The sequence below is a fragment of the Proteus sp. MB838 genome (assembly GCF_054767435.1).
Map to the genome: position 1 here is coordinate 34,143 of NZ_BAABMO010000025.1, position 21,982 is coordinate 56,124.

The 21,982-nt window shown below is 39.0% G+C and carries 25 protein-coding genes; 14 read left to right on the forward strand and 11 right to left on the reverse strand.

The window, feature by feature from the left end; translation table 11 throughout:
- Positions 1 to 5 precede the first annotated feature (5 nt).
- On the forward strand, positions 6 to 302 hold the full coding sequence (fis, locus tag ACYUCW_RS11955) for a DNA-binding transcriptional regulator Fis (protein ID WP_004245342.1): 297 nt from the start codon (positions 6 to 8) through the stop codon (positions 300 to 302).
- Between the two features lie 40 nt (positions 303 to 342).
- Here the strand turns inward: fis and ACYUCW_RS11960 are convergent, their stop codons facing one another.
- Together ACYUCW_RS11960 and ACYUCW_RS11965 are read right to left on the reverse strand one after the other, a co-directional pair.
- Entirely contained in the window at positions 343 to 777 is a 435-nt protein-coding gene (locus ACYUCW_RS11960) for a DUF1240 domain-containing protein (RefSeq protein ID WP_004248896.1), read from the reverse strand.
- An 86-nt stretch (positions 778 to 863) separates the two neighbouring features.
- Positions 864 to 1,184, reverse strand: coding sequence for a hypothetical protein (locus ACYUCW_RS11965; RefSeq protein ID WP_036971311.1), 321 nt, complete (start codon positions 1,182 to 1,184; stop codon positions 864 to 866).
- Between the two features lie 38 nt (positions 1,185 to 1,222).
- Between ACYUCW_RS11965 and ACYUCW_RS11970 the strand changes: the two genes are divergently transcribed.
- A complete protein-coding gene (locus ACYUCW_RS11970) occupies positions 1,223 to 1,639 on the forward strand; it encodes a hypothetical protein (RefSeq protein ID WP_004248892.1) in 417 nt (138 codons plus the stop codon).
- A gap of 30 nt (positions 1,640 to 1,669) precedes the next feature.
- Here ACYUCW_RS11970 and ACYUCW_RS11975 read toward each other — a convergent pair whose 3' ends face one another.
- Complete coding sequence (locus ACYUCW_RS11975) at positions 1,670 to 2,635, reverse strand: hypothetical protein (RefSeq protein ID WP_004248891.1); 966 nt, start codon at positions 2,633 to 2,635, stop codon at positions 1,670 to 1,672.
- 287 nt (positions 2,636 to 2,922) lie between these two features.
- On the opposite strand from ACYUCW_RS11975, the gene ACYUCW_RS11980 reads away from it, so the two are divergent.
- Entirely contained in the window at positions 2,923 to 4,119 is a 1,197-nt protein-coding gene (locus ACYUCW_RS11980) for a cyanate transporter (protein ID WP_460408669.1), read from the forward strand.
- Between the two features lie 62 nt (positions 4,120 to 4,181).
- On the opposite strand, the gene ACYUCW_RS11985 is transcribed toward ACYUCW_RS11980, so the two are convergent.
- Positions 4,182 to 4,898 (reverse strand): glycerophosphoryl diester phosphodiesterase, encoded by a 717-nt coding sequence (locus ACYUCW_RS11985; protein WP_004248889.1) that lies wholly within the window; start codon positions 4,896 to 4,898, stop codon positions 4,182 to 4,184.
- A 175-nt stretch (positions 4,899 to 5,073) separates the two neighbouring features.
- Here ACYUCW_RS11985 and ugpB point away from each other — a divergent pair, with 175 nt between their 5' ends.
- The 5 genes from ugpB to loiP all read left to right on the forward strand — a co-directional run bounded on the left by ugpB (position 5,074) and on the right by loiP (position 10,516).
- On the forward strand, positions 5,074 to 6,378 hold the full coding sequence (gene ugpB, locus ACYUCW_RS11990) for a sn-glycerol-3-phosphate ABC transporter substrate-binding protein UgpB (RefSeq protein WP_004248888.1): 1,305 nt from the start codon (positions 5,074 to 5,076) through the stop codon (positions 6,376 to 6,378).
- A 67-nt stretch (positions 6,379 to 6,445) separates the two neighbouring features.
- Positions 6,446 to 7,330, forward strand: a complete 885-nt coding sequence (gene ugpA / locus ACYUCW_RS11995) for a sn-glycerol-3-phosphate ABC transporter permease UgpA (RefSeq protein WP_104459391.1) — start codon at positions 6,446 to 6,448, stop codon at positions 7,328 to 7,330.
- The gene (ugpE, locus tag ACYUCW_RS12000) at positions 7,330 to 8,178 is read left to right on the forward strand and encodes a sn-glycerol-3-phosphate ABC transporter permease UgpE (RefSeq protein WP_163748425.1); all 849 of its coding nucleotides are present in this window, start codon (positions 7,330 to 7,332) and stop codon (positions 8,176 to 8,178) included. Before ugpA ends, ugpE begins: the two co-directional genes overlap by 1 nt.
- Position 8,179: 1 nt before the next feature.
- Complete coding sequence (ugpC, locus tag ACYUCW_RS12005) at positions 8,180 to 9,274, forward strand: sn-glycerol-3-phosphate ABC transporter ATP-binding protein UgpC (RefSeq protein WP_004248885.1); 1,095 nt, start codon at positions 8,180 to 8,182, stop codon at positions 9,272 to 9,274.
- A gap of 489 nt (positions 9,275 to 9,763) precedes the next feature.
- The gene (gene loiP / locus ACYUCW_RS12010; protein WP_036969674.1) at positions 9,764 to 10,516 is read left to right on the forward strand and encodes a metalloprotease LoiP; all 753 of its coding nucleotides are present in this window, start codon (positions 9,764 to 9,766) and stop codon (positions 10,514 to 10,516) included.
- 39 nt (positions 10,517 to 10,555) lie between these two features.
- Here loiP and ACYUCW_RS12015 read toward each other — a convergent pair whose 3' ends face one another.
- Positions 10,556 to 11,032, reverse strand: a complete 477-nt coding sequence (locus ACYUCW_RS12015; RefSeq protein ID WP_017628211.1) for a MarR family transcriptional regulator — start codon at positions 11,030 to 11,032, stop codon at positions 10,556 to 10,558.
- A gap of 114 nt (positions 11,033 to 11,146) precedes the next feature.
- Here ACYUCW_RS12015 and ACYUCW_RS12020 point away from each other — a divergent pair, with 114 nt between their 5' ends.
- Both ACYUCW_RS12020 and panM read left to right on the forward strand, forming a co-directional pair.
- The gene (locus tag ACYUCW_RS12020) at positions 11,147 to 12,334 is read left to right on the forward strand and encodes an MFS transporter (protein WP_036969696.1); all 1,188 of its coding nucleotides are present in this window, start codon (positions 11,147 to 11,149) and stop codon (positions 12,332 to 12,334) included.
- A gap of 11 nt (positions 12,335 to 12,345) precedes the next feature.
- A complete protein-coding gene (panM, locus tag ACYUCW_RS12025; protein ID WP_004245381.1) occupies positions 12,346 to 12,762 on the forward strand; it encodes an aspartate 1-decarboxylase autocleavage activator PanM in 417 nt (138 codons plus the stop codon).
- On the opposite strand, the gene ACYUCW_RS12030 is transcribed toward panM, so the two are convergent.
- The 5 genes from ACYUCW_RS12030 to ftsY all read right to left on the reverse strand — a co-directional run bounded on the left by ACYUCW_RS12030 (position 12,738) and on the right by ftsY (position 18,488).
- A complete protein-coding gene (locus tag ACYUCW_RS12030; RefSeq protein ID WP_004245382.1) occupies positions 12,738 to 13,886 on the reverse strand; it encodes a glycerate kinase in 1,149 nt (382 codons plus the stop codon). The two genes, panM and ACYUCW_RS12030, sit on opposite strands and share 25 nt — an antisense overlap.
- Positions 13,887 to 13,980: 94 nt before the next feature.
- Positions 13,981 to 14,835 carry an RNA polymerase sigma factor RpoH gene (gene rpoH / locus ACYUCW_RS12035; protein ID WP_004245383.1) on the reverse strand — a complete coding sequence of 285 codons (855 nt, stop codon included), beginning with the start codon at positions 14,833 to 14,835 and terminating at the stop codon, positions 13,981 to 13,983.
- Positions 14,836 to 15,176: 341 nt separating this feature from the next.
- The gene (gene ftsX, locus ACYUCW_RS12040) at positions 15,177 to 16,154 is read right to left on the reverse strand and encodes a permease-like cell division protein FtsX (RefSeq protein WP_004248880.1); all 978 of its coding nucleotides are present in this window, start codon (positions 16,152 to 16,154) and stop codon (positions 15,177 to 15,179) included.
- Positions 16,147 to 16,812, reverse strand: coding sequence for a cell division ATP-binding protein FtsE (ftsE, locus tag ACYUCW_RS12045; RefSeq protein ID WP_004245385.1), 666 nt, complete (start codon positions 16,810 to 16,812; stop codon positions 16,147 to 16,149). The genes ftsX and ftsE overlap by 8 nt, the downstream gene beginning before the upstream one ends.
- 5 nt (positions 16,813 to 16,817) lie before the next feature.
- Positions 16,818 to 18,488: a signal recognition particle-docking protein FtsY gene (ftsY, locus tag ACYUCW_RS12050; RefSeq protein ID WP_460408673.1), complete on the reverse strand. Its 1,671-nt coding sequence runs from the start codon at positions 18,486 to 18,488 to the stop codon at positions 16,818 to 16,820.
- Between the two features lie 227 nt (positions 18,489 to 18,715).
- Here ftsY and rsmD point away from each other — a divergent pair, with 227 nt between their 5' ends.
- Both rsmD and ACYUCW_RS12060 read left to right on the forward strand, forming a co-directional pair.
- Positions 18,716 to 19,300, forward strand: coding sequence for a 16S rRNA (guanine(966)-N(2))-methyltransferase (rsmD, locus tag ACYUCW_RS12055; protein ID WP_004252744.1), 585 nt, complete (start codon positions 18,716 to 18,718; stop codon positions 19,298 to 19,300).
- A 17-nt stretch (positions 19,301 to 19,317) separates the two neighbouring features.
- Entirely contained in the window at positions 19,318 to 19,611 is a 294-nt protein-coding gene (locus tag ACYUCW_RS12060; RefSeq protein ID WP_460408674.1) for a DUF1145 family protein, read from the forward strand.
- Between the two features lie 63 nt (positions 19,612 to 19,674).
- On the opposite strand, the gene ACYUCW_RS12065 is transcribed toward ACYUCW_RS12060, so the two are convergent.
- Complete coding sequence (locus ACYUCW_RS12065; RefSeq protein ID WP_017827656.1) at positions 19,675 to 20,079, reverse strand: DUF2500 family protein; 405 nt, start codon at positions 20,077 to 20,079, stop codon at positions 19,675 to 19,677.
- 146 nt (positions 20,080 to 20,225) lie between these two features.
- Between ACYUCW_RS12065 and ACYUCW_RS12070 the strand changes: the two genes are divergently transcribed.
- Entirely contained in the window at positions 20,226 to 20,852 is a 627-nt protein-coding gene (locus tag ACYUCW_RS12070) for a lysoplasmalogenase (protein WP_071233660.1), read from the forward strand.
- Between the two features lie 170 nt (positions 20,853 to 21,022).
- Positions 21,023 to 21,982 (forward strand): cation transporter (locus ACYUCW_RS12075; RefSeq protein WP_460408676.1); only part of this gene is annotated, 960 nt, incomplete at its 3' end.

Below are 21,982 nucleotides of genomic sequence, written 5' to 3' on the forward strand. Positions count from 1 at the left end.
GAACTATGTTCGAACAACGCGTAAATTCAGACGTACTAACCGTTGCCACTGTAAATTCACAAGATCAGGTAACCCAAAAACCTTTACGTGACTCAGTTAAACAAGCACTGAAGAACTATTTTGCTCAATTAAACGGTCAAGATGTTAATGACTTATATGAGCTGGTATTGGCTGAAGTTGAACAGCCATTGTTGGACATGGTGATGCAATACACCCGTGGTAACCAAACACGTGCTGCGCAAATGATGGGCATTAACCGTGGCACACTGCGTAAGAAACTGAAAAAATACGGCATGAATTAATAGAAGTCGTATAATACATTGAATTAAAAAGCCCTTTTCATTATTTGTTAAGGGCTTTTTTGTTATTGCAAAACGATAATTCTTTTACATATGTAGTGGGTGATAGCCACGAAATTTTATCACACGTTTTATATCCTTCATCAAGAAGAAAGATATTTACTACAAATGAGATAGGAAAACTGAGCAATACACCGGCAAGTCCTAAATAGACTAAATATCGCATTATTAATTTATTAAATGTCATTAAAGACATAAAAACAATTGATTTTACACCAAGAAAAAACTCAATTGTCATTGCGAAACAAGTATATATGACAAGTGGTACCCCCAGTGTTAACATAACAATAGGCTCTGAAAATATAATAATATCTTCCATCAGAAATAACGAAATAGTGTAACCATAAACAAGTATTCCAATTACGATAAATAAAATAAGAAAGAATATGGAAACTATTATTTTATCCCATCTTGGCATAATCAAAACCTTGGCCATGAGTGAAATATTTTATTAACATCAACCTCAGGTGTTCTTGGTTTTCTTTTTGACTCCTCTCTCAAGTATTAAATAACTTTTTCACTTAAGCCATATTGCTTATCTATATAATCTAAAGTCATCGTGATACCAACCCCTACAAGAAAGACAATTAACCCAACAGCTACTACACTGCCTCCTACCACAGCGCTTGATAATAATACTGTGCCTACAGCCCAAGCTCCAGCAGCAGCCAAAGCTGTTTTTGCCATATCAACCGTTACATTTCCCAAAAAATCGGCTAAATGATATTGATCCTTAAATACCCATTCCAATCCTTTATAAGCAAATGAAAAAATTAGACAGAATTTAGCACCCTTGACAATGCCATCACATTGAAGATAAAACAAGATATAATATCAATTTCGTAGAGATATGGAGATCAAATTTGAATAAGGTTATTAAATTTATTTTTATTGTTCTATTACTTGTAGGGTCTATTCTGAATATACCCATTTTATTTGTAGATAATCATTTTTCATACACAAAACATGATTTCATTAGGTATAATTTATTTACCTTTGATGAAATCAAAAACGCTCCTATTATTTCAAGCAATTACATTATATTTTACGACTCACCTGATGGTGTAGCACCAATGACTAATTCAATTCTATTTTCAAATGTAAATCCAAACCGTAAAATAGAATTGATAAATTATATTGAAAATCTAGGTTATGTAAAAGATATAAATGCATATTGGAATACAGATGGAAATGAATCCTGGCGTAAAGACAATTTATTTATACAAATAAAACAAATTAATAGTGAACATACGATTTTATTCTTAGTGGAGAAAAATTAATGGCATTCTTCTCCACTCATGTTGACTAAGCTATCGGATATTAAAAGTTGGGCTAATAAACCAATGAATAAGCTTAATTGATGCCAATAATAGTGCTAGGCTAATGGTGATAACAGTGAGTGAAAAAACCATCGGTAACGTAAGGGATAACTGAAAAAAGATTATGCCTTGTAAAAGGATAAAACAAATAATTGGATGAATTAAATAAACACCTAACGCATTATTGGCAAGAGAAGCGTATTTTTGAGTAGTTGGTGCAAGGTAAATAATTCCTGCACTTAAAATAAAACTTATCAATAAAGAAATAATATATATAATTAACTTTGCAAAAAATAGACTCCCTTCTAATTTTGTTAGAATAATATAATTGATATTATATTGATAATAAAGTATAAATATTGATAATAAACTTATTAAAGCAATAACCACAAAAGATTGACTTCTCAATTTAGCAATAGTTTGTTGGTCTACTAAATAAGCGATAATAAAAAATGGAAAATATTGTATTATAGCCAAGAAAGTAGATAGTTTAGTTTCATAGTCTTTAGTTAACAACGATAGCAAAATACTGACAAGCAGAAGAGAGAATAATATTGGTTTATGATGTCTGATGTATGAAGGTAACAATAGGAAAAAAGCTTGCCAAATAGGTGTAGCAAGAAAAAACCAAACACCATTTTGAGGAAAAAGAAGGTAAGTATTAAGGTCAAATTGCCCTGAATAATAAAGAGGGATCATATCAATAGTTTGGAAAGTCGCATAAATCACTAAGGCAGCCAATAAATTATCACGCCAACTTTTCCATGTCCCATTTTTAGTAATAAACCCGATAATAAAAACAAACATAGGAATTAATGTTAAATCAAATATATTAATCAGTAATGAAAAGTCAGGGGTATGGCTTTGTTTCAAATAGAAACTAAAAACAATAAGTGAACTTAATATCAATTTTAATGCTGGCCAATAGGGTTGCTTAATTTTTTCCATACTCAACATTAACTTACCTTAGTTATTTATATTTTTCGATATAAAATAATAAACCAGTTTACACCTTCCTGCTAATATTAATATAAAAGAAACCAAATATCATTTAGATAAATTTACTTAGGAAATAACTGATAGATTAAATTCGGGAAAATATCATCTTCAGATTAGAGTTCTATATTCTGTCAATAATGCTAACCTTAACTGAAAACAATGACACTTTATCTTTACTATTAGCATTTTTTTAGACAAACTTTGTCTATACAATAGACAAAGTTGATGTTTATCAGGGAATTACTATGACAGCCTTACCACGAAAAAATATGTGGCAGATTGTCCTTACTATCATTTTAGTAGGAATAAATTTACGCCCTTTTTTAACCGGGCCTGGCCCTGTTATTGACAATATTATTGCTTCAACAGGCATGAGCTATAGCCAAGTCTCATTACTCACGTTATTACCCATGATTTTAATGGGAGTCGGTGCTTTGGTTGTGCCCTTTTTACAACCTTATATTCAAGCTCGTAGAGGGCTACAAGTTGCGATGCTTATCTTATTATTAGCATCGTTTTCTCGTGCCTATGTTTCTGATGGTGATCAGTTACTTATTACTGCTCTATTTTGTGGTTTAAGTGTCGCTTATATCCAAGCGGTTTTCCCTGGCATCATCAAAGCGTGGTTTGGACAGAAAACTCCCATTATGATGGGTCTCTACTCAGCCATGCTAATGGGAGGAGGTGCATTAGGTGCTCAGTTATCCCCTGTTCTTACGGCATCTGATGGCAATTGGCAACAGGCTCTTGCTTGGTTTGCGTTACCCGCGAGCGTCGCATTAGTTGCTATTACGCTATCAATTAAAAAGAATATTTCCGAAACCAATAAACTGCCACTTAATACATTGATTTGGCGACCAAGAACAGCCTTATTAATTGTTGGATTTGGCTTTGTTAATGCCGGTTACGCTTCGATGGTGGCATGGTTAGCTCCCTTCTATCAATCATTAGGTATGCCAAGTGCACAAAGTGGCTCATTAGTTGCTATTTTGTCACTCTTTCAAGCATCAGCAGCATTAATTATTCCATTTCTTGCTGCCAAAAATCATGATCGCCGTTTTTGGCTACTTTTAACACCGACAAGCCAACTTATTGGATTTTTAGCGCTGATGACAATGCCAATGAGTGCCCCTTATCTATGGAGTATCTTTTTAGGCTGTGGGTTGGGTGGTTGTTTCTCAATGATGATGATTGCCGCATTAGATCATGTTCCTCATCCATTACACGCAGGAGCACTATCAGCCTTGATGCAAGGTGGCGGATTTATTATTGCCTCTTTTGGGCCGCTGATCGCCGTATGGCTACAACAAGATGATGGTAGTTTTACCTATGCTTGGGCTTTTCATGCTGTCTTAGTGATATTAACTATGGGATTATTTGCACGGTTAAATCCTCATAATTATAATAAGGCCTATCCTACTAGCCATATATTGACAGATTAGTGATAAAAATAAGCATTATAAGGCATCTGTGTCATTCACTCAGATACCTTATAAAAAGCACATTAATTCTGTTGATAAATATCTGGGACATCAGTGATCAACATATCGACTCCCCATGCTTCAAAATCTTTCACTTCTTTAGGATCATTGGGGGTATAGCAATAAATTTCATAGCCTGCTTGTTTCAACATAGCCGCTTGTTGCTGCGTTAAATATTGATAATTACAATGCACGCTAAACCCCTCTATAGCTTGTAAAGTTTCTAGTGCATTATCAGGAATATCATCCCATAGCTGTCCTCGACGAATGGCGGGCAGATAACGTTTCATCACCATTAATGCGTGAGTATCGAAAGAGGAAAACAGGATTTGTTCGTTAGGGATATCTGCGCTTTTTATCATTTCAGATACCGCTAAACATAAGCGCTCTACATCATCATCAGGCCATGTTTTAAGTTCGATATTGAGCTTAGTGCCTGAGCGCTTTATCAACTGCAAACCTTGTCTTAGTGTGGGAATTTTTTCCCCTTGATAAAGTGAACTAAACCAACTGCCTGCATCAAGGCGGTGTAAATCATCCAAACTATGAAAGCGCACCGCACCTTGTCCATTCGTGCAACGATTAACCGTCTTGTCATGGATCAGTACAGGTACATGATCTGCCGTTAATTGCACATCGGTTTCAATCCATTCACACCCAAAATCAATTGCCATTTTAAATGCAGCTAATGTGTTTTCAGGTGCCTTTCCAGAAAATCCTCTATGAGCGGCTATTTTCATCTTTCTCTCCTTATTCGTTGATATCGCCATCATGACAACCATTTATGACAGCAATTTGACAGTCACACCATCAACATATCTTCATTTAATTGTCACCCATTTGTCATAAAGAACGCTTAGGGTATTTCTTAAATTAGATTGCGCCTTTCGTATTTAAATAAAAAGGAAATTTTGCATGTCGATTAAATCCTTCAGTACGCTTGCCATAGCAATAGCATTATTTACTTCACCAACCTACGCAAAAACCGAAATAGAGTGGTGGCATGCTATGGGAGGCGCCCTAGGTCAAAAAGTCAATCAAATTGCCTCAGACTTTAATGCCAGCCAATCAGAATATGTGATCAAACCTGTCTATAAAGGGACTTATCCAGAAACGATGACCAGCGCTGTTGCTGCATTTCGAGCCAAAAACCAACCTGCGATTGTTCAAGTGTTTGAGGTGGGAACAGCAAGTATGATGGGAGCTAAAAAAGCCGTTTTTCCTGTTTACCAATTAATGGAAAAAACCAACGAGCCATTTGATCCTAATAGCTACCTCTCGACAGTTACCGCTTATTACACCACCAGCGATGGTAAAATGATATCTCTACCTTTTAATAGCTCAACGCCTGTGCTTTATTACAACAAAGCACTATTTAAACAAGCAGGCATAGCGCAACCTCCTAAAACATGGAAAGAGATGGGGGCTGTCTCTCAGAAACTACTTGATGCTGGCGTGAAATGTGGTTTTACCACCACTTGGCAATCATGGACCCAAATAGAGAATTTTGGCGCTCGTAATAACTTACCTATCGCCACCAAAAATAACGGCTTTGATGGGACTGATACCTCATTTTTATTTAATCAGGCACCGTTTGTTACTCATATCCAACGCATGGCGGATTGGTCTAAATCCGGTATTTTTAAATATGGTGGCCGCCAATCTGATGCTATGCCGCTATTTTATACTCAAGAATGCGCCATGGTGATGGAGTCATCTGCAGGCTTTGCGGGTATTAAAGAGAATATGAAAGGCATTGATATTGGTGTTAGCCAATTGCCTTATGACGATACTTTAGTTGATAAACCTGCTAATAGCATTATCGGAGGTGCCTCATTATGGGTAATGGCAGGTCGTCCTGATGCTGAATATAACGGTGTCGCTAAATTCTTTACCTATCTTTCTAGTCCTGAAGTACAAGCAGATTGGCATCAAGCAACCGGTTATTTACCTGTGACGAAAGCCGCTTATGCATTAACACAACAACAGGGGTTCTATCAGCAAAATCCTGGTGCTGATACGGCTATTTTACAAATGACCACCTCTGACTCTACAGCAAACTCAAAAGGCTTGCGCTTTGGTAACTTTTTACAAACGCGAGAAATCGTCGATGAAGAATTAGAAAAAGTGTGGTCAGGCAAACAGAGCGCACAAGCCGCCTTGGATAATGCGGTTAAACGGGGAAATGAACAACTACGCCGATTTGAACGCACTCAGTAAGGTATTTGGTATTCGGCGAACATCAATAAGTGTTCGCCTGTTATTTTGTCAGATCTCTGGATACAGTATGGCTTCCCAATCCGTTTACTTTAAACAAAAATGGTTACCTATCGCGCTGATCTTCCCTCAATTAGCCATTACTTTAATTTTCTTTATTTGGCCGGCTGGACAAGCATTGTTGCAATCTTTTCAGTTAGAAGATGCTTTTGGCCTTAGTCGTGAATTTGTTGGTTTAGAAAATTTTCAGCGCTTATTTAATGATAATTATTATTTTGACAGCTTAATCACCACGCTTATTTTTAGTACCAGTGTTGTATTACTTTCAATGTTATCTGCGGTTATTTTAGCGGGTATTGCTGAGCAAATATTACGGGGTAAATTGTTTTACCGCACAATACTTATCGCTCCTTATGCTATTGCTCCTGTTATCGCAGGTTTTCTCTGGTTGTTTATGCTCGATCCTACCATTGGTGTATTAAGCAGAGTATTAAACAAAATCGGTATCAATTGGGATCCGGTCTTAAATACATCTCATGCAATGTGGATGGTGATTTTAACCGCCACATGGAAACAGATAAGCTATAACTTCCTGTTTTTTCTTGCCGCGTTACAATCTGTGCCTAAATCGTTGCTAGAAGCAGCAGCCATTGATGGCAGTGGTCCAATTAAACGTTTTATTACCATTGGTTTGCCATTAATTTCGCCGACAACTTTTTTCTTATTGGTGGTTAATTTTGCCTACGCCTTTTTTGACACCTTTCCCATCATTCATGCCATGACCCAAGGTGGCCCCGGTAATAGCACCTCAACATTAGTTTATAAAGTGTATAACGATGGATTTGTTGGATTAGATTTAGGCTCATCAGCGGCACAATCGGTTATTTTAATGTTGATTGTTGCCATATTGACCATTATTCAATTTCGTTATGTTGAGAAAAAGGTGGCTTACTAATGGTTGAACGTAGACCTCTCTTCCACGCTTTTTGCCATCTTATTCTGATTGTTGGCATTCTTTCTGTAGCATTTCCGGTATGGATCGCTGTTGTTGCGACTACCCACCAAAATACCGAATTTGCCACAGGCTCGCCTCTTTGGTTTGGTCAGGAGGGTATCGAGGTTTTTAAAACGCTCTTTTCATCAGCGGGAACGACTCAAAATAGTGCAATTACCATTAATGGTATGCTATTGAACTCTTTAGTTATGGCGTTAGTGATCACTATTGGTAAATTGGTTATCTCTATTGCCTCCGCTTACGCCGTGGTGTTCTTTCGTTTTCCTGGCAGAATGCTGGCTTTTTGGACAATCTTCTTTACCTTGATGCTCCCCGTCGAAGTGCGGATCATGCCGACCTTTGAGGTAGTGACAAATCTTAATATGTTGAACTCCTATGCAGGACTGACCATTCCACTGATTGCGAGTGCAACGGCTACATTTTTGTTTCGCCAATTTTTTCTTACCATCACCCCAGAGCTGATTGAAGCGGCCAAAATTGATGGTGCAGGGCCAATAAAATTTTTCTTTACCATTTTATTGCCTTTATCCCGTACCAATATTGCCGCGCTTTTTGTTATCACCTTTATCTATGGCTGGAATCAATATCTTTGGCCAATGCTTATCACCACAGATACTCCGTACTACACCATTGTCATGGGCATCAAACAGATGGTGGCCGTATCTGATGGCGTGATTGAGTGGAACAAAATTATGGCAACCACTTTAATTGCAATGTTGCCACCTGTCTTTATCGTCATTTTGATGCAAAGAGCCTTTGTTAAAGGCTTTGTTGATACGGAGAAATAATATGACTACCGTAACACTGACTAATTTAGAAAAACGTTATCCTAATGGTTATCAAGCAATTTCCACGCTCAATCTCTCTATTGAGCAAGGCGAAATGGTGGTTTTAGTAGGGCCTAGTGGTTGTGGAAAATCAACACTACTGCGCATGATAGCGGGATTAGAAACCATCACAGATGGCGATTTACTGATTGATAATCGACGCGTAAATGAACATGAGCCTAGTGAGCGAGATATTGCGATGGTTTTTCAAAATTATGCCCTCTACCCACATATGTCTGTCTATGACAATATGGCGTATGGTTTGCGTAATCGAAAAGTCCCCAAAGCTGAAATCATAGCCCGAGTCGATCGCGCTGCTCATATGCTAGAAATAAGCCATTTACTGGATAGAAAACCTAAAGAGCTTTCTGGTGGACAACGCCAACGCGTTGCCATGGGCAGAGCGATTGTCCGTGATCCCAAAGTCTTCTTATTTGATGAACCGCTCTCTAACCTTGATGCCAAACTACGCGTACAAATGCGTCTTGAAATCAAAAAGCTGCAGCAAAAATTAGCCACTACTTCTGTTTATGTCACTCATGATCAAGTGGAAGCCATGACCTTGGCGGATAAATTAGTAGTACTAAACCAAGGTCATATAGAACAAGTTGGCTCCCCCTTAGAGATTTATGAAAGCCCAGCTTCTGTATTTGTGGCAACATTTATGGGATCACCGGCGATGAATATTTTAACCACTCATATCAATCGCGGTATTATTGAAATTGCGGATGGTCATCTTGCTATTTCTGCCCACTCATTACCTAATGGTGAGATCCAACTAGGATTACGTCCTGAACATTTGCTCATAAATCAACAAAATCCACTGTTTCATGCTAATGTCGATTTTATTGAAGCTTTAGGGGCTGATGTTTTAATTTACGCCACCACTTGTGACCAACAATCTATTGTTATTCGAGCCGCAAACGATCATGGTGTTAATGTGGGTAATAGAATAGGTGTTGCTATTTATCCAGAAAATCTACATTTTTTTGATCGACAAACCCAAAAACGGATTGAACGTCCTACCATGTTGTTAAGTGAACGATTAGTCTCTTAATTTATTCTCACTGTGATTCATTTTCAGTTTAATCTTAATAGCAATGTTTTTAGCATTGCTATTATTTTTTCATCGATGAGAAAACACACATAACATCAATATACTTAACACTTAAAATGTATAAAGTAGATTATTTTGATGCTATCCATTGCGATTAATCTTTGCTAAAAGAGAGATGATAAAAAATTTACAACATATTAAAATTTAATAAAAATTTTACAATAAATACCTTTAAATCCATTTTAAAAACCATGATTACTTACATTAATAAAAGTACACTTATTAAGGATTTTAATATTTTATATAATAAGTTTAAAAAATAGAAAAATACGCGTTTAAAATAATAAAAATAATTTTTTATAGCAGTAGAATAATATCATTAGAATATCCGCATATTGCACCACTAGATAAGCACTGCTATTCTTTTGCTCGCATTTGATGTGCAACTAATAATATTAAACTGCTAAGCAGAAAAGGACTTAATTGATAATGAAAATAAAACTACTTGCGACAGTGATGGTATCCGCGGCATTACTCTCTGGCTGTAAAAATCTTGATACTTCTATGTTAGCGCAATCAGGTACACAACTTTTCCAAGCGGCAACATTAAGTGATGACGATGTCAAAGCGCTAACTAATGATGCATGTAAAGAAATGGATGCTAAAAACAAAATTGCACCTGCAAATAGTAACTACACTAAACGCTTAAATAATATCGCGAAAGCGTTAGGTAATGAAGTTAATGGTACTCCAGTAAACTATAAAGTTTATCTCACTAAAGATGTCAATGCATGGGCGATGGCAAACGGCTGTGTGCGTGTTTATAGCGGTTTAATGGACATCATGACTGACAACGAAGTGGAAGGTGTATTGGGCCATGAAATGGGACACGTGGCATTAGGCCATACACGTAAAGCAATCCAAGTAGCACATGCCACCGTTGCGGCACGTACTGCAGCCTCTTCAGCGGGGGGAGTAGCAGCACAATTAAGTAGTTCCCAGTTAGCAGAAATGGGTGAAAAACTGGTTAATGCCCAGTTCTCTCAACACCAAGAAACACAAGCTGATAACTTCTCTTACGATCTGCTGAAAAAACGCGGTATTAATACTTCAGGCTTAGTGACTGGCTTTGAAAAATTAGCTAAATTAGGTGGTAGTGATTCAAGCATGTTTGATTCTCACCCACCATCAAAAGAGCGTGCTGACAATATTCGTAACCGCATTGCCGAAGATAAAAAATAAACTTTATCGCCCCTATATTTAACCATATGGGGGTTTTCTTTATGCTTTTTCCTTGTGGCGAAAACGATTTGCAACATCAGCTAAAAAGCGTTTAATTGCCAGCCTTTCATTTTGATCATACTGTTCAAATAAGGTTATCCATTTTGCCTGAGATTGTTGATGTAACAATTCATGAGTGTGAAACAGCTTTTCCCCTTCAGTAGTTAAAATAAAAAATATCTCTTTTTGGTTATCCGCTAATTTTATTTTCTCAATAGCGCCTTTACTCTGTAAGCGACGACAAATTTTTGAGACTGCCCCACGTGTCATTGCCATATAATCACTGATCGTTGTGAGGTTGCGCATACTCTCTTCACCAATACAATGGATCACATGAAGCTCTGTGAGTGAATAATTTTCTAACCCCTTCTCTGCTAATACTTTCTTATGACCTTCATCATTATTCGCTTCTTTTAAGTGCAACAATTCACTTAAACCATTAAGCAATTCCTGTGTGGTTACTTGCTGTCTTGTCATTTTGTTTCCTTGGAAAAAATATTTTAAAAAAATAATACCAAAACTATTTACAACAATCAAAATATCGCTATTATCTATTTTGTTTCCATGGAAACAAAACTAAGAGGCAATATAATGAAATTATCAATCCGTAGTCTGTTTTACCTTGTTTGCTTTAGCGCTTTATTAGGCTCTCTAGCACAAAATATTTATACTCCTGTGCTGCCATTGATCCAGCAGCAATTTAATACCACATTATCACTGGTTAACCTTACGGTATCAGCTTTCACTTTTGCTATGGCTGTTATGCAGTTATGTTATGGTTCATTGATTGACAAATGGGGCAGAAAACCTATTTTGCTCAGTGGGTTAACGATTTCAATTATCGGCGCACTTATTTGTATATGGGCTAATTCTATTAACCTATTAATTTTTGGACGAGTGATCCAAGCCATAGGTATCGCTGCCATCCCTGTTGTCGCAGCAACTATTTTAGGCGATCTCTATCAAGGGAATGAGCGTGCTAAAGCAATGGGAAGTTACCAAATGTTACTAGCATTAGCACCAGCGAGTGGTCCTTTATTAGGCGGCTATTTAGCACAACATTATCACTACCAAAGTATTTTTGTTTTCTTAAGTATGGTGGGACTTGTTTTGCTGATTGCCCATCTATTTTATTTACCTGAAACTCGCCCAGAACAAAAACAGTTCGTTAAAAGCTTATCTGCTATGCGACAAGTGCTCGCCGCCCCAGAGGGTAAATCTGTTTTTGTGATAAGTTTTATGGTGTTTTATAACTACTTCTGCCTATTAGTATTTTTACCCTTAATTGCTTTTCACCTTTATCACTTAAATAGCAGTGAAATTGGTGGGCTTTATGTTCCTATGTCCATTGCACTGGTGTTAGGCAGTTACCTTTACCGTAAGGTTTGTCATTTGTTTAGCGCTGAATATGGTGTGATCATAACTTCATGTATAAACCTTGCCATGTTGTCGTTATTTGCCCTATTTTGGCAAATCTCATTACCAATAATGTTAATATTAACGGTGTTATATGGTCTCTCTTTAGGATTAACTATGCCTACACACACGACCTTATTAACCAGCCACTTTAGTTCAGTAAGAGCAACGGCAATGGGTATTTATAATTTTATCCGCTACTGTGGTATGGCAGCAGGGCCTATGGTCGCAAGCTATTTTGTCACCGATAATCATTATCAATATGTCTTTTATTCTTGTGTGATCTTAACAAGTTTGGCATTGTGTTTTGCCATCAAAACGCTACTTTCCACATTAAAACAACAACGACAAACCATCGACTAACAGGACATTTGATGAAACTAACCATTGAAAATCTGCCGCAGCTTTCAGCACAAGATAAAATAGATTTAGGGAAAATTTGGCAAGATAGTGAGTACCAAATGGCACTCACTGCACCAATCACCACAGAGCATGCTCTTTTTGTCGCCCGTTTTAACGGGCGATTACTAGCGGCTTGTCGTATAAAATACCAAGCAAAAACAGCGCTTATCAGTGATTTTATGGTAAGAGAAGTGACTCGTCGTCGTGGTGTTGGGCATTACTTACTAACACAATGCCTTGAAAAAAATCCAACCATTACACATTGGCAAGCTTTATTGAAAACAGGGCAAATCAACGATCCTGTAGCACAGGCTTTTTTAGCGCATCATCATTTTGCTACTTCATTACAGGCTGATACTTATGATTATTTCTGCAATGATAAAGCATAAAGCCTCGCTACATTATAAGCGGTTTCCTGTAAATTTTGCTCAGCATTATCAAAGGCTTGTTGTAAAGTGGCAACACCAGGCATGATAGAGAAAACCGCATCAATACCCTGCTGATGAACCACATCATAATCTGGTAAATAACCACCAACTAATGCAATCACTGGGCGATGGTATTTTTTAGCTAATTTAGCAACACCTATCGGGGTTTTACCTTGCGCCGATTGGCTGTCCATTCGCCCTTCGCCAGTTATGACCAAATCTGCATCGATTAACTGTTTTTCTAATTCAACAGCGTTAGCAACCAAATCAATACCTGGTGAAAGTGTTGCTTGCGTAAATGCCAGCAAAGGCAGAGCCAATCCTCCTGCTGCACCACTTCCTGCAATATTGATAAGAGTGCGTTGTGTCATTTTCTCAAGATAAGTACCAAAATGGTGTAGTGCGCTATCCAGTTGCGCAATATCTTGTTCTGTCGCCCCTTTTTGTGGGCCAAAGACTTTTGAAGCCCCCAATTCGCCACATAATGGATTAGTTACATCACAGGCGATCTCTATATCAACAGAGGCAAGTTTTGGATGTAGTTGATTGATATCTATAGAATGAAGTTGACTTAATGCATGTCCACCAAAAGGCAGAGATGTTCCAGACTTATCTTTAAGACCAAGACCGAGCGCTTGCATCATACCTGCACCGCCGTCATTTGTGGCACTTCCTCCTAAGCCTAAAATGATCTTTTTAACCCCCAAATCTAGTGCGGCACAAATTAACTCACCGGTACCATAACTCGTCGTTAAATTGGGATTGCGTTGAGATGAAGGGATAAGATGAAGACCTGATGCCTGTGCCATTTCAATCACGGCAGTAGTATTATCGCCTAACACTCCCCAAGTGGCTGTTACCTGTTTACCTAATGGATCACAAACTGGCGTTGTGATAAAACGACCATGGGTAGCATCAACTAATGACGTTACTGTACCTTCACCGCCGTCGGCCATAGGAATACAACAATAATCAGCATCAGGTAAATAACGTGAAAAGCCTTGTTTAATCGCCTCTGCCACCTCTTTGGCACTTAAGCTCTCTTTAAAAGGATCTGGGGCGATAACTATTTTTATCTCTTTCACGTCATGTTCTCCGCGTATAAAAAAAGCGATATATCAATATCGCTTTTATATCATACTCTACAATCAGAGAGGTTGGATTGGCTTTAAAATGTGATTAATCTTCAATCGCTAAACGCAATTTTTTCATCGCATTTTTTTCTAACTGGCGAACTCGCTCAGCAGAAACACCATATTTATCTGCAAGCTCCTGTAAAGTTGATTTATTATCATCTTCTAACCAGCGAGCGCGGATAATGTCTTGGCTACGTTCATCCAGTGTTTTTATCGCTAAAGTCAGTCGGTCAGCTGCATGGTTATCCCAGTTATCTTCTTCAATACCATCAGCAAAGTCAGAAGATTTATCTTCTAAGAATAGCACCGGAGCTACAGGATGTGAGTCATCACTATCATCAGCACTCATGTCAAATGCCATATCTTGTGCCGACATGCGAGATTCCATTTCACGCACATCGCTCTCAGAAACCCCAAGCTCTTTCGCAACTAGCTCGACTTCATCTTGGTTAAACCACCCTAAGCGTTTTTTGTTTTTTCTTAAATTAAAGAACAGTTTACGCTGTGATTTCGTTGTCGCGACTTTCACGATACGCCAATTACGTAACACATATTCATGAATTTCGGCTTTGATCCAATGCACGGCGAAAGAAACCAGTCTAACCCCAACTTCAGGGTTAAAGCGACGCACCGCTTTCATCAAACCAATATTACCTTCTTGGATAAGATCCGCCTGAGGTAAACCATATCCTGAATAACTGCGAGCAACATGAATAACGAAGCGTAAATGAGAAAGGATCAGCGTTTTCGCTGCTTCCAAATCGCCCTCGTAATGCAGCCGTTCAGCCAGTTCCTTTTCTTCCTCTGCCGTTAACATCGGATAGGAATTGGCTGCACGGATATACGCTTCAATGCTGCCTTGCGGAACCAATGCTAAGGATTGCATTTCTTTTGTCATTCAAATCCTCATGAAAATCAAATAGATAATTAATATTAATACTGTATGGTGAGCAGGAAGAACCTTCTAATAGTACTTAACAGGTCATCGTTGGTGGTAGATATTATGTTTTTACAACATTATTGACCAGCATAAAGACTAAAGGTTCATATCGCATCTATGTTTACATATCTTTGTACTTTACCAAGCAAACCGCAAATTCATCTATTAAAAATAGTACTCAATTCATCTAGGTTAAGTGTAGAACATTATTATGCCAAAGATAGGGGTTTGATAAAATGGCAAGGTTGCCATAATAATGCAACCCGCCATAATAAAATGGGAAAAAGGGACTAATATGGCTATTCTGGTGTGAATTGACGTAAATGTTGCATGGTGGTCAACCAAGCAGCAAACCAGCCAATGGTCATCGAAACGAGGATCAAAATAACCGATTCATCAAAACCTAATCCAGATATTGAGAAAGTTGTTCCAAATACGGTCGCCGCTTGCGTAACGACATCAGATAACTTCCATACCAATAATGCAGAGAAAATAATCGCAAAAATAGCCCCGATAAAGCCGAGTACTAAACCCCAATTTAAAAAGGGACGCATGATAAAGCCATCAGTAGCACCAATTAATTTCATCACATTAATGGTATCACGACGACTGAAAATATTAAGACGAACACTATTACCAATAACCAATAGCAGTGCCACAATCATTAAGCTACCGATCACCATTGCGATTTGTCCAACTAATGAGGTTAAAGTAGATAACCGAGTAAACCAGCTATCGTCCATTCTCACTTCGTCAACACCGGCAATATTTGCCACTGCATCACGCAGATTAACCATTAATTGCTCGTCATTAGGATCCATAACAGGAGTCACAATCGCGACAGCGGGTAATGGATTTTCTTCTAGCATATCTAATGCGCTACTAAATCCAGACCATGAGCGAAACTCCACTAATGAATCTTGACGAGAAAGATAATTAACCTCTTCGACTTTATCTAATGCCTCGATATTTTTTATCGTTGCCTGCGCTAAGCTGTCATCTAGAGATTTATCAAGATAGACCGTCAGTTGCGGAGTGGGATACCACTGCTCTGCGGCTGTTGATACATTTTTCCAGACAATGTAACAGATACTAGGTAGTGTTAATGAAATCGCTACTACCATCACCGTTAAGAAAGAAGAGAGAGGTTGGCGTAAAAAGTCGGCCATGGTATTACGCCATGCATAACGCCACTGCTCACGGCGTCCACCACGTAATGCTTTTGTTTTCGCTTTTGGTGTTGGCATTGCCTTACGGGAGTGTTTTCCTTTAGCCATTTTGTCCTCCCACCATACGCCCTTGACCTAAGGTTAGAATACGGTAATTCCTGCGCTCTACAAGTGTCATATCATGCGTTGCCATTAACACGGTAACCCCCACGCGATTAAACTCTTCAAACAGACGCATAATGCCTTCTGAAAGTTCACCATCAAGATTCCCTGTTGGCTCATCAGCCAATAACACCGTGGGTTTATTCACAACAGCACGAGCTATTCCCACTCGTTGCTGTTCCCCCCCTGAAAGCTGGATAGGGTAATTTTTCGCTTTATCAAGTAGTCCGACTTTATCCAAGGCGGCTGAAACTCGGCGTCGAATATCCTCTTCACTTGCGCCTGCAATAATCAAAGGTAGAGAGACATTGTCATAAACCGTTCTGTCCATCAGCAAATGGTGATCTTGGAAGATCATCCCTATTTGACGACGCAAAAAAGGGATCTCACTATTTTTTAGCCTACTGATATCATGACCAGCAAACCAAATAGCGCCATCACTTGGACGTTCTATGCCACAAATTAATTTAAGCAATGTACTTTTACCAGCACCAGAATGTCCGGTTAAAAAAGCCATCTCACCAGGGCGAAGATGAAAATCAACCCCCTGTAATGCTTGTCTTCCACCTAAATAAGCCTTGCTGACGTGTTCGAAGCGGATCATTACAACTACTCCTCGCGGGCAAACAGAGCCTCAATAAAATCGTCGGCCTTAAACGGACGTAAATCTTCAATACCTTCACCGACGCCGATATAGCGAATAGGAATACCAAACTGATCAGCGATAGAGAAGATAACGCCCCCTTTTGCAGTACCATCTAGTTTCGTCAAGGTTAATCCTGTCAGCCCAACCGTTTCATTAAACAATTTTGCTTGGCTAACAGCATTTTGCCCTGTACTGGCATCGAGTGTCAGCATCACTTCATGTGGTGCTTCCTCGTCTAATTTTTTCATTACACGGACGATTTTTTTCAGCTCTTCCATTAAATGAGATTTATTTTGCAATCGTCCCGCGGTATCCGCAATCAGAACATCGACACCTTTTGCTTGCGCCGATTGAATAGCATCAAAAATAACCGATGCTGGATCAGCCCCCGTATGCTGAGCAATAACAGGGATATGATTACGCTCACCCCAAACTTGTAATTGCTCAACCGCCGCTGCACGGAAGGTATCTCCCGCAGCTAACATCACCGATTTACCTTCAGCTTGGTATTGGCGGGCTAACTTACCGATAGTGGTCGTTTTACCGACCCCATTAACTCCGACCATTAAAATGACAAAAGGTTTTTTACCTTCAATATTTAATGGCTTATCCACTTTATTTAAAATATCGCCCATCTCTTCACGCAACTTACCATAAAGAGATTCAGCATCTTTGAGATCTTTACGACTAGCATGCTGAGTCAAACTGTTAATGATCTTGCTAGTGGTATCCATTCCCACATCGGCAATTAACAACTGCTCTTCTAACTCTTCGAAAAGCTCGTCATCAATTTTCTTACCGCGGAATAGCCCCATAAAACCGGAGCCTAAATTTTGTCGTGTTTTTAATAATCCCTTTTTCAAGCGAGAGAAAAAGCCTTCTTTTTTCGGTCTCTCTTGCTCTACGGGTTTATCGACTAATACCTCTTCGCGTAACGCGACAATATCTTCCGCTTCGGCTTGTGCTTGTGCAATACGCGCTTTTTCTTCAGCTTCGGCTTCTTGGCGTGCTTGTTCAGCTTCAAGTTGCGCTTGACGTTGAGCTTCTTCTTCGGCTAAACGCGCCTGCTCCGCACGTTCAGCAGCTAATTTTTCAGCTTCTGCTCTTTGCGCTTCTTGGCGTGCTTGTTCAGCTTCTAGTTGCGCTTGACGTTGGGCTTCTTCTTCGGCTAAACGCGCCTGCTCTGCACGTTCAGCAGCTAATCGTTCTGCCTCTGCTCTTTGCGCTTCTTGGCGTGCTTGTTCTGCTTTTAGCTGTGCTTGACGTTGAGCTTCTTCTTCGGCTAAACGCGCTTGCTCTGCACGTTCAGCAGCTAATTTTTCAGCTTCTACTCTTTGCGCTTCTTGGCGTGCTTGTTCAGCTTCAAGTTGCGCTTGACGTTGAGCTTCTTCTTCGGCTAAACGTGCCTGCTCCGCACGTTCAGCAGCTAATTTTTCAGCTTCTGCTCTTTGCGCTTCTTGGCGCACTTGTTCAGCTTCTAGTTGCGCTTGACGTTGAGCTTCTTCTTTGGCTAAACGCGCCTGCTCTGCACGTTCGGCCTCTAAACGTTGTTGTTCTTTCTCTTGTGCAGTATTTTCTTCTTTATTACGGCCAAATCCGAGCCACGAGAAAAAACCTTTTTTTTCTTTTGCCATTAGCTACTAAACTCCTCGCACTAAATCATGGCGCGATAACATTGACGATATTAAAAATAATAATGAAGTCTATCATTTGATCGAGGATAAACGCATCTTTTATACGAATTTTATGGTAAATTATTCGCGCTTAAATCAAGGTAAGTTATCAAGTTATCAACAAACTTGTTCCTTGAAACATTAAAACACGCCAAAATTCACGCTTAAACGATATATATCAGAAAAATATGGCTAAGAAACCACAAAAAACGCCGATGGGACAAATCAGAATAATCGGAGGTAAATGGCGTGGTCGGAAACTTCCTGTGCTTGATAGCCAAGGATTACGTCCCACCACCGATAGAGTCAAAGAAACACTGTTTAATTGGCTTATGCCCGTTATTCAGGACGCTCGTTGCTTAGATTGCTTTGCCGGCAGTGGTGGGCTAGGTATTGAAGCACTCTCTCGCTATGCAAAAGAAACGACATTCATTGAGTTCGACCGTAAAGTCGCGCAACAAATTACTGCTAATTTAGCGCTGCTTGGCGCTGATAATGGGCATGTTATTCAAGATAGTGCGTTAAATTATCTAGCTAAACAAGGTACTGCATATGATGTGGTGTTTTTAGATCCTCCTTTTCATCAAGGTATGTTGGCAAACACCCTGCAATTATTAGAAAATAACCAATGGTTAGCCGAAGGTTGTTATATTTATATTGAAGAAGAAGTAAACGCACAGGTTTATTCTTTACCAGAAAATTGGCGATTACATAGAGAAAAAATCGCAGGCCAAGTCGCCTATCGTCTTTATATTCGCAATTTATCTGCTTAATTTGTTATGGAGCTGCTATGTTAATCTTTTTAGGTCGATTTTTAATGATCGGTGTGTGGGGATTTCTTTGTTTAAATCTTATTTCCCCATTCCCTAAACCTTTAAAGTACTTTATGAATATCGCATTAATCTTTATGGTGATTATGCACGGCTTACAAATTGCCATGTATAAAGCAGGCCAACCCGAAGATAAAAAACCTTCTGGCTTACTCCAATTTAAGATCTTCTTTTTTGGTATTTTTGAGCTATTGAGAATACAAAAAGAGTTGCGCAAAGAGTATCTAGAAAAACAAAAAAATAAAAACCAATAATCATCGTCTATTCAAGTCACTGGGGATAACACGCTAACTCCCCAGTTTCTGATGCTCTGATGCTTATTTAGTTGATGTTTTACCACTCTCATTATCTGGTGCATCGGTTTCAAACTGCACGAAACGACTACCTTGCATAAATAATCGCCCTTTCATCTCCAGCGCTACATTTGAGAAAGTGGTTTTATCCACACGTAAGATAATATCTTGCTGAGAGTCCGTTGTTAAACGAAAAGTCACTTGATAGTAATAGGTTGTTTCTGGCCCATTAACATCATTTTCTCTTGAACGTCGATCGTTTTTCGGTATTTGTTGCTTATCAACAACTTCTACCATATATAATTTAACGGGTGAATTATCATCACTGATACGCTGTTTTCTTTGCTCAAAAAAACGATATGTTGCGCTAGCGATAATGATAATCAGCACCGCGATACCTAACATTCCCGCTTTATTCATTACACTCATTCCTATTATCGTTATAAATTCACATTGTGCTTATCTGTAGTTAATTTTAATTAATACGCCAGTTTCTTCATTAATCGCTATTCTTAAATTATGCTTTCTGTTATGAATAATAAAAGAGTTCTCTATATAAGAATAAGGAAGATATTATGAGTTGGCCTTTTCTCGCTGTCTTATTTTCTGGGTGGCTTTATATCGATGCCGCGTATCGTGGCCCTAATTGGCAACGATGGCTATTCCGTCCTATTACGCTACTACTATTACTCCTTTGGGCATGGCAAGTCCCTGAGCATAGCATTAATAGTTATCTTATTGTCGGCGCTTTATTAGCAACATTACTTTCTGATGTATTAAAAATGTTTGAAGGTAAGTATTTACTACCTTCTTTAGCCTTGTTATTCCTAAGTTATATTCTCTACCTAATTAGTTTTACCTTACCATTACAAATCTCTTTTTATCTTCCTTTGCTTGGTTTTGTTATCGTTGCCGCAATTATCGTGTTAGCCATCATCTGGACTAAACTGGATAAATTTGCCATTCCTGTATTACTGACTTTATTAGCGGCTTTTGCGATGTTTTGGGTTGCAGGAGAGAAATTCTTCTACCTGAGCAACGACTACAACTTTTCTATCATGATAGGCTCACTCTTGTTAGTAATTGCTTACTCTATTTGGCTTATCAACCGTTTCCGCTTCTCTTTTTCAGCCTCTAAAGGACTGGTAAGTGCCTGTTACTTTATTGGTCACTTCTTTATTGTTAGAGCCCTTTTTCTGTAAAACCCTGATCCCTTGTTTCTTTATCAATAGAAACAAGGGATTAATTGATTTAACAAATCCGCACTTTTTGACAATCAATACGCTCTGTTTATCTTGACTCTGGACTCTACTCCAAGCTGTAAAGTATCGGTAATTGATAAAACTGTACTTTGTTGAACGAGGAGAGGCGTATGTCTAAACACGCTCATCAACACGATAACCATAAACATACCGATGCTTGCTGTTCAAGCTCTCAATGCTGCTCTAATCAGGCAGATAATAGTAGTATGCACTCACATACTGAAAGTGGACACACTCATAGCAAAATCGATAAGAGTGATCCTGAATGTGAAGAAGAACATCATCATGGCCATCAACATGAGCATAATCATCACGCTCATGATGGTCATGATCATGCCCATGGCTGTTGTGACAGCAACGCCCCTGTCTCTAATGTAGAGCCTGAAAAAATTGCACAGCAACGTTTTAGTTGGAAAGTGCAAGGAATGGATTGCCCAAGCTGCGCGCAAAAGATAGAGACAGCAGTACTGAAAGTGGTCGGCGTTAAACAAGCGAAGATCTTGTTTGCCACTGAAAAACTGGTTGTCGATGCCGATACCGATTTACGTACTGATGTGATTAGTGCCGTTAAAAGTGCCGGTTTTGAACTATTTGATATCTCATCAGCGGGATCTCAGCCTCCTGCAAAACAAAGCCTCTTAAAAGAGAGCTCATTCGTCATTATCTTAGCGATTTTAATGGCGATAAGTTGGGGTGCCGAGTTTATTGATCCACAAGCAGGTCGCGCTGCCTTTATTGCAACGACATTAATCGGGTTATTCCCTATTGTAAAAAAATCGCTACGACTCATTCGTAGTGGTACCCCATTCGCGATTGAAACCTTGATGAGTGTTGCGGCTATTGGGACACTGTTTATTAATGCCACCGAAGAAGCGGCAATGGTAATTTTGCTGTTTATGATTGGCGAAATGCTTGAGTCTTACGCTGCGGGTCGTGCACGCCGCGGAGTCAGCGCATTAATGGCTCTTGTACCAGAAGAAGCGGTGGTAATCAAAGAGGGTAAAAAACAGACAGTCCCTGTAGCTCAATTGCGCCCCGGCGATATTATTGAAATTGCACCAGGTGCGCGC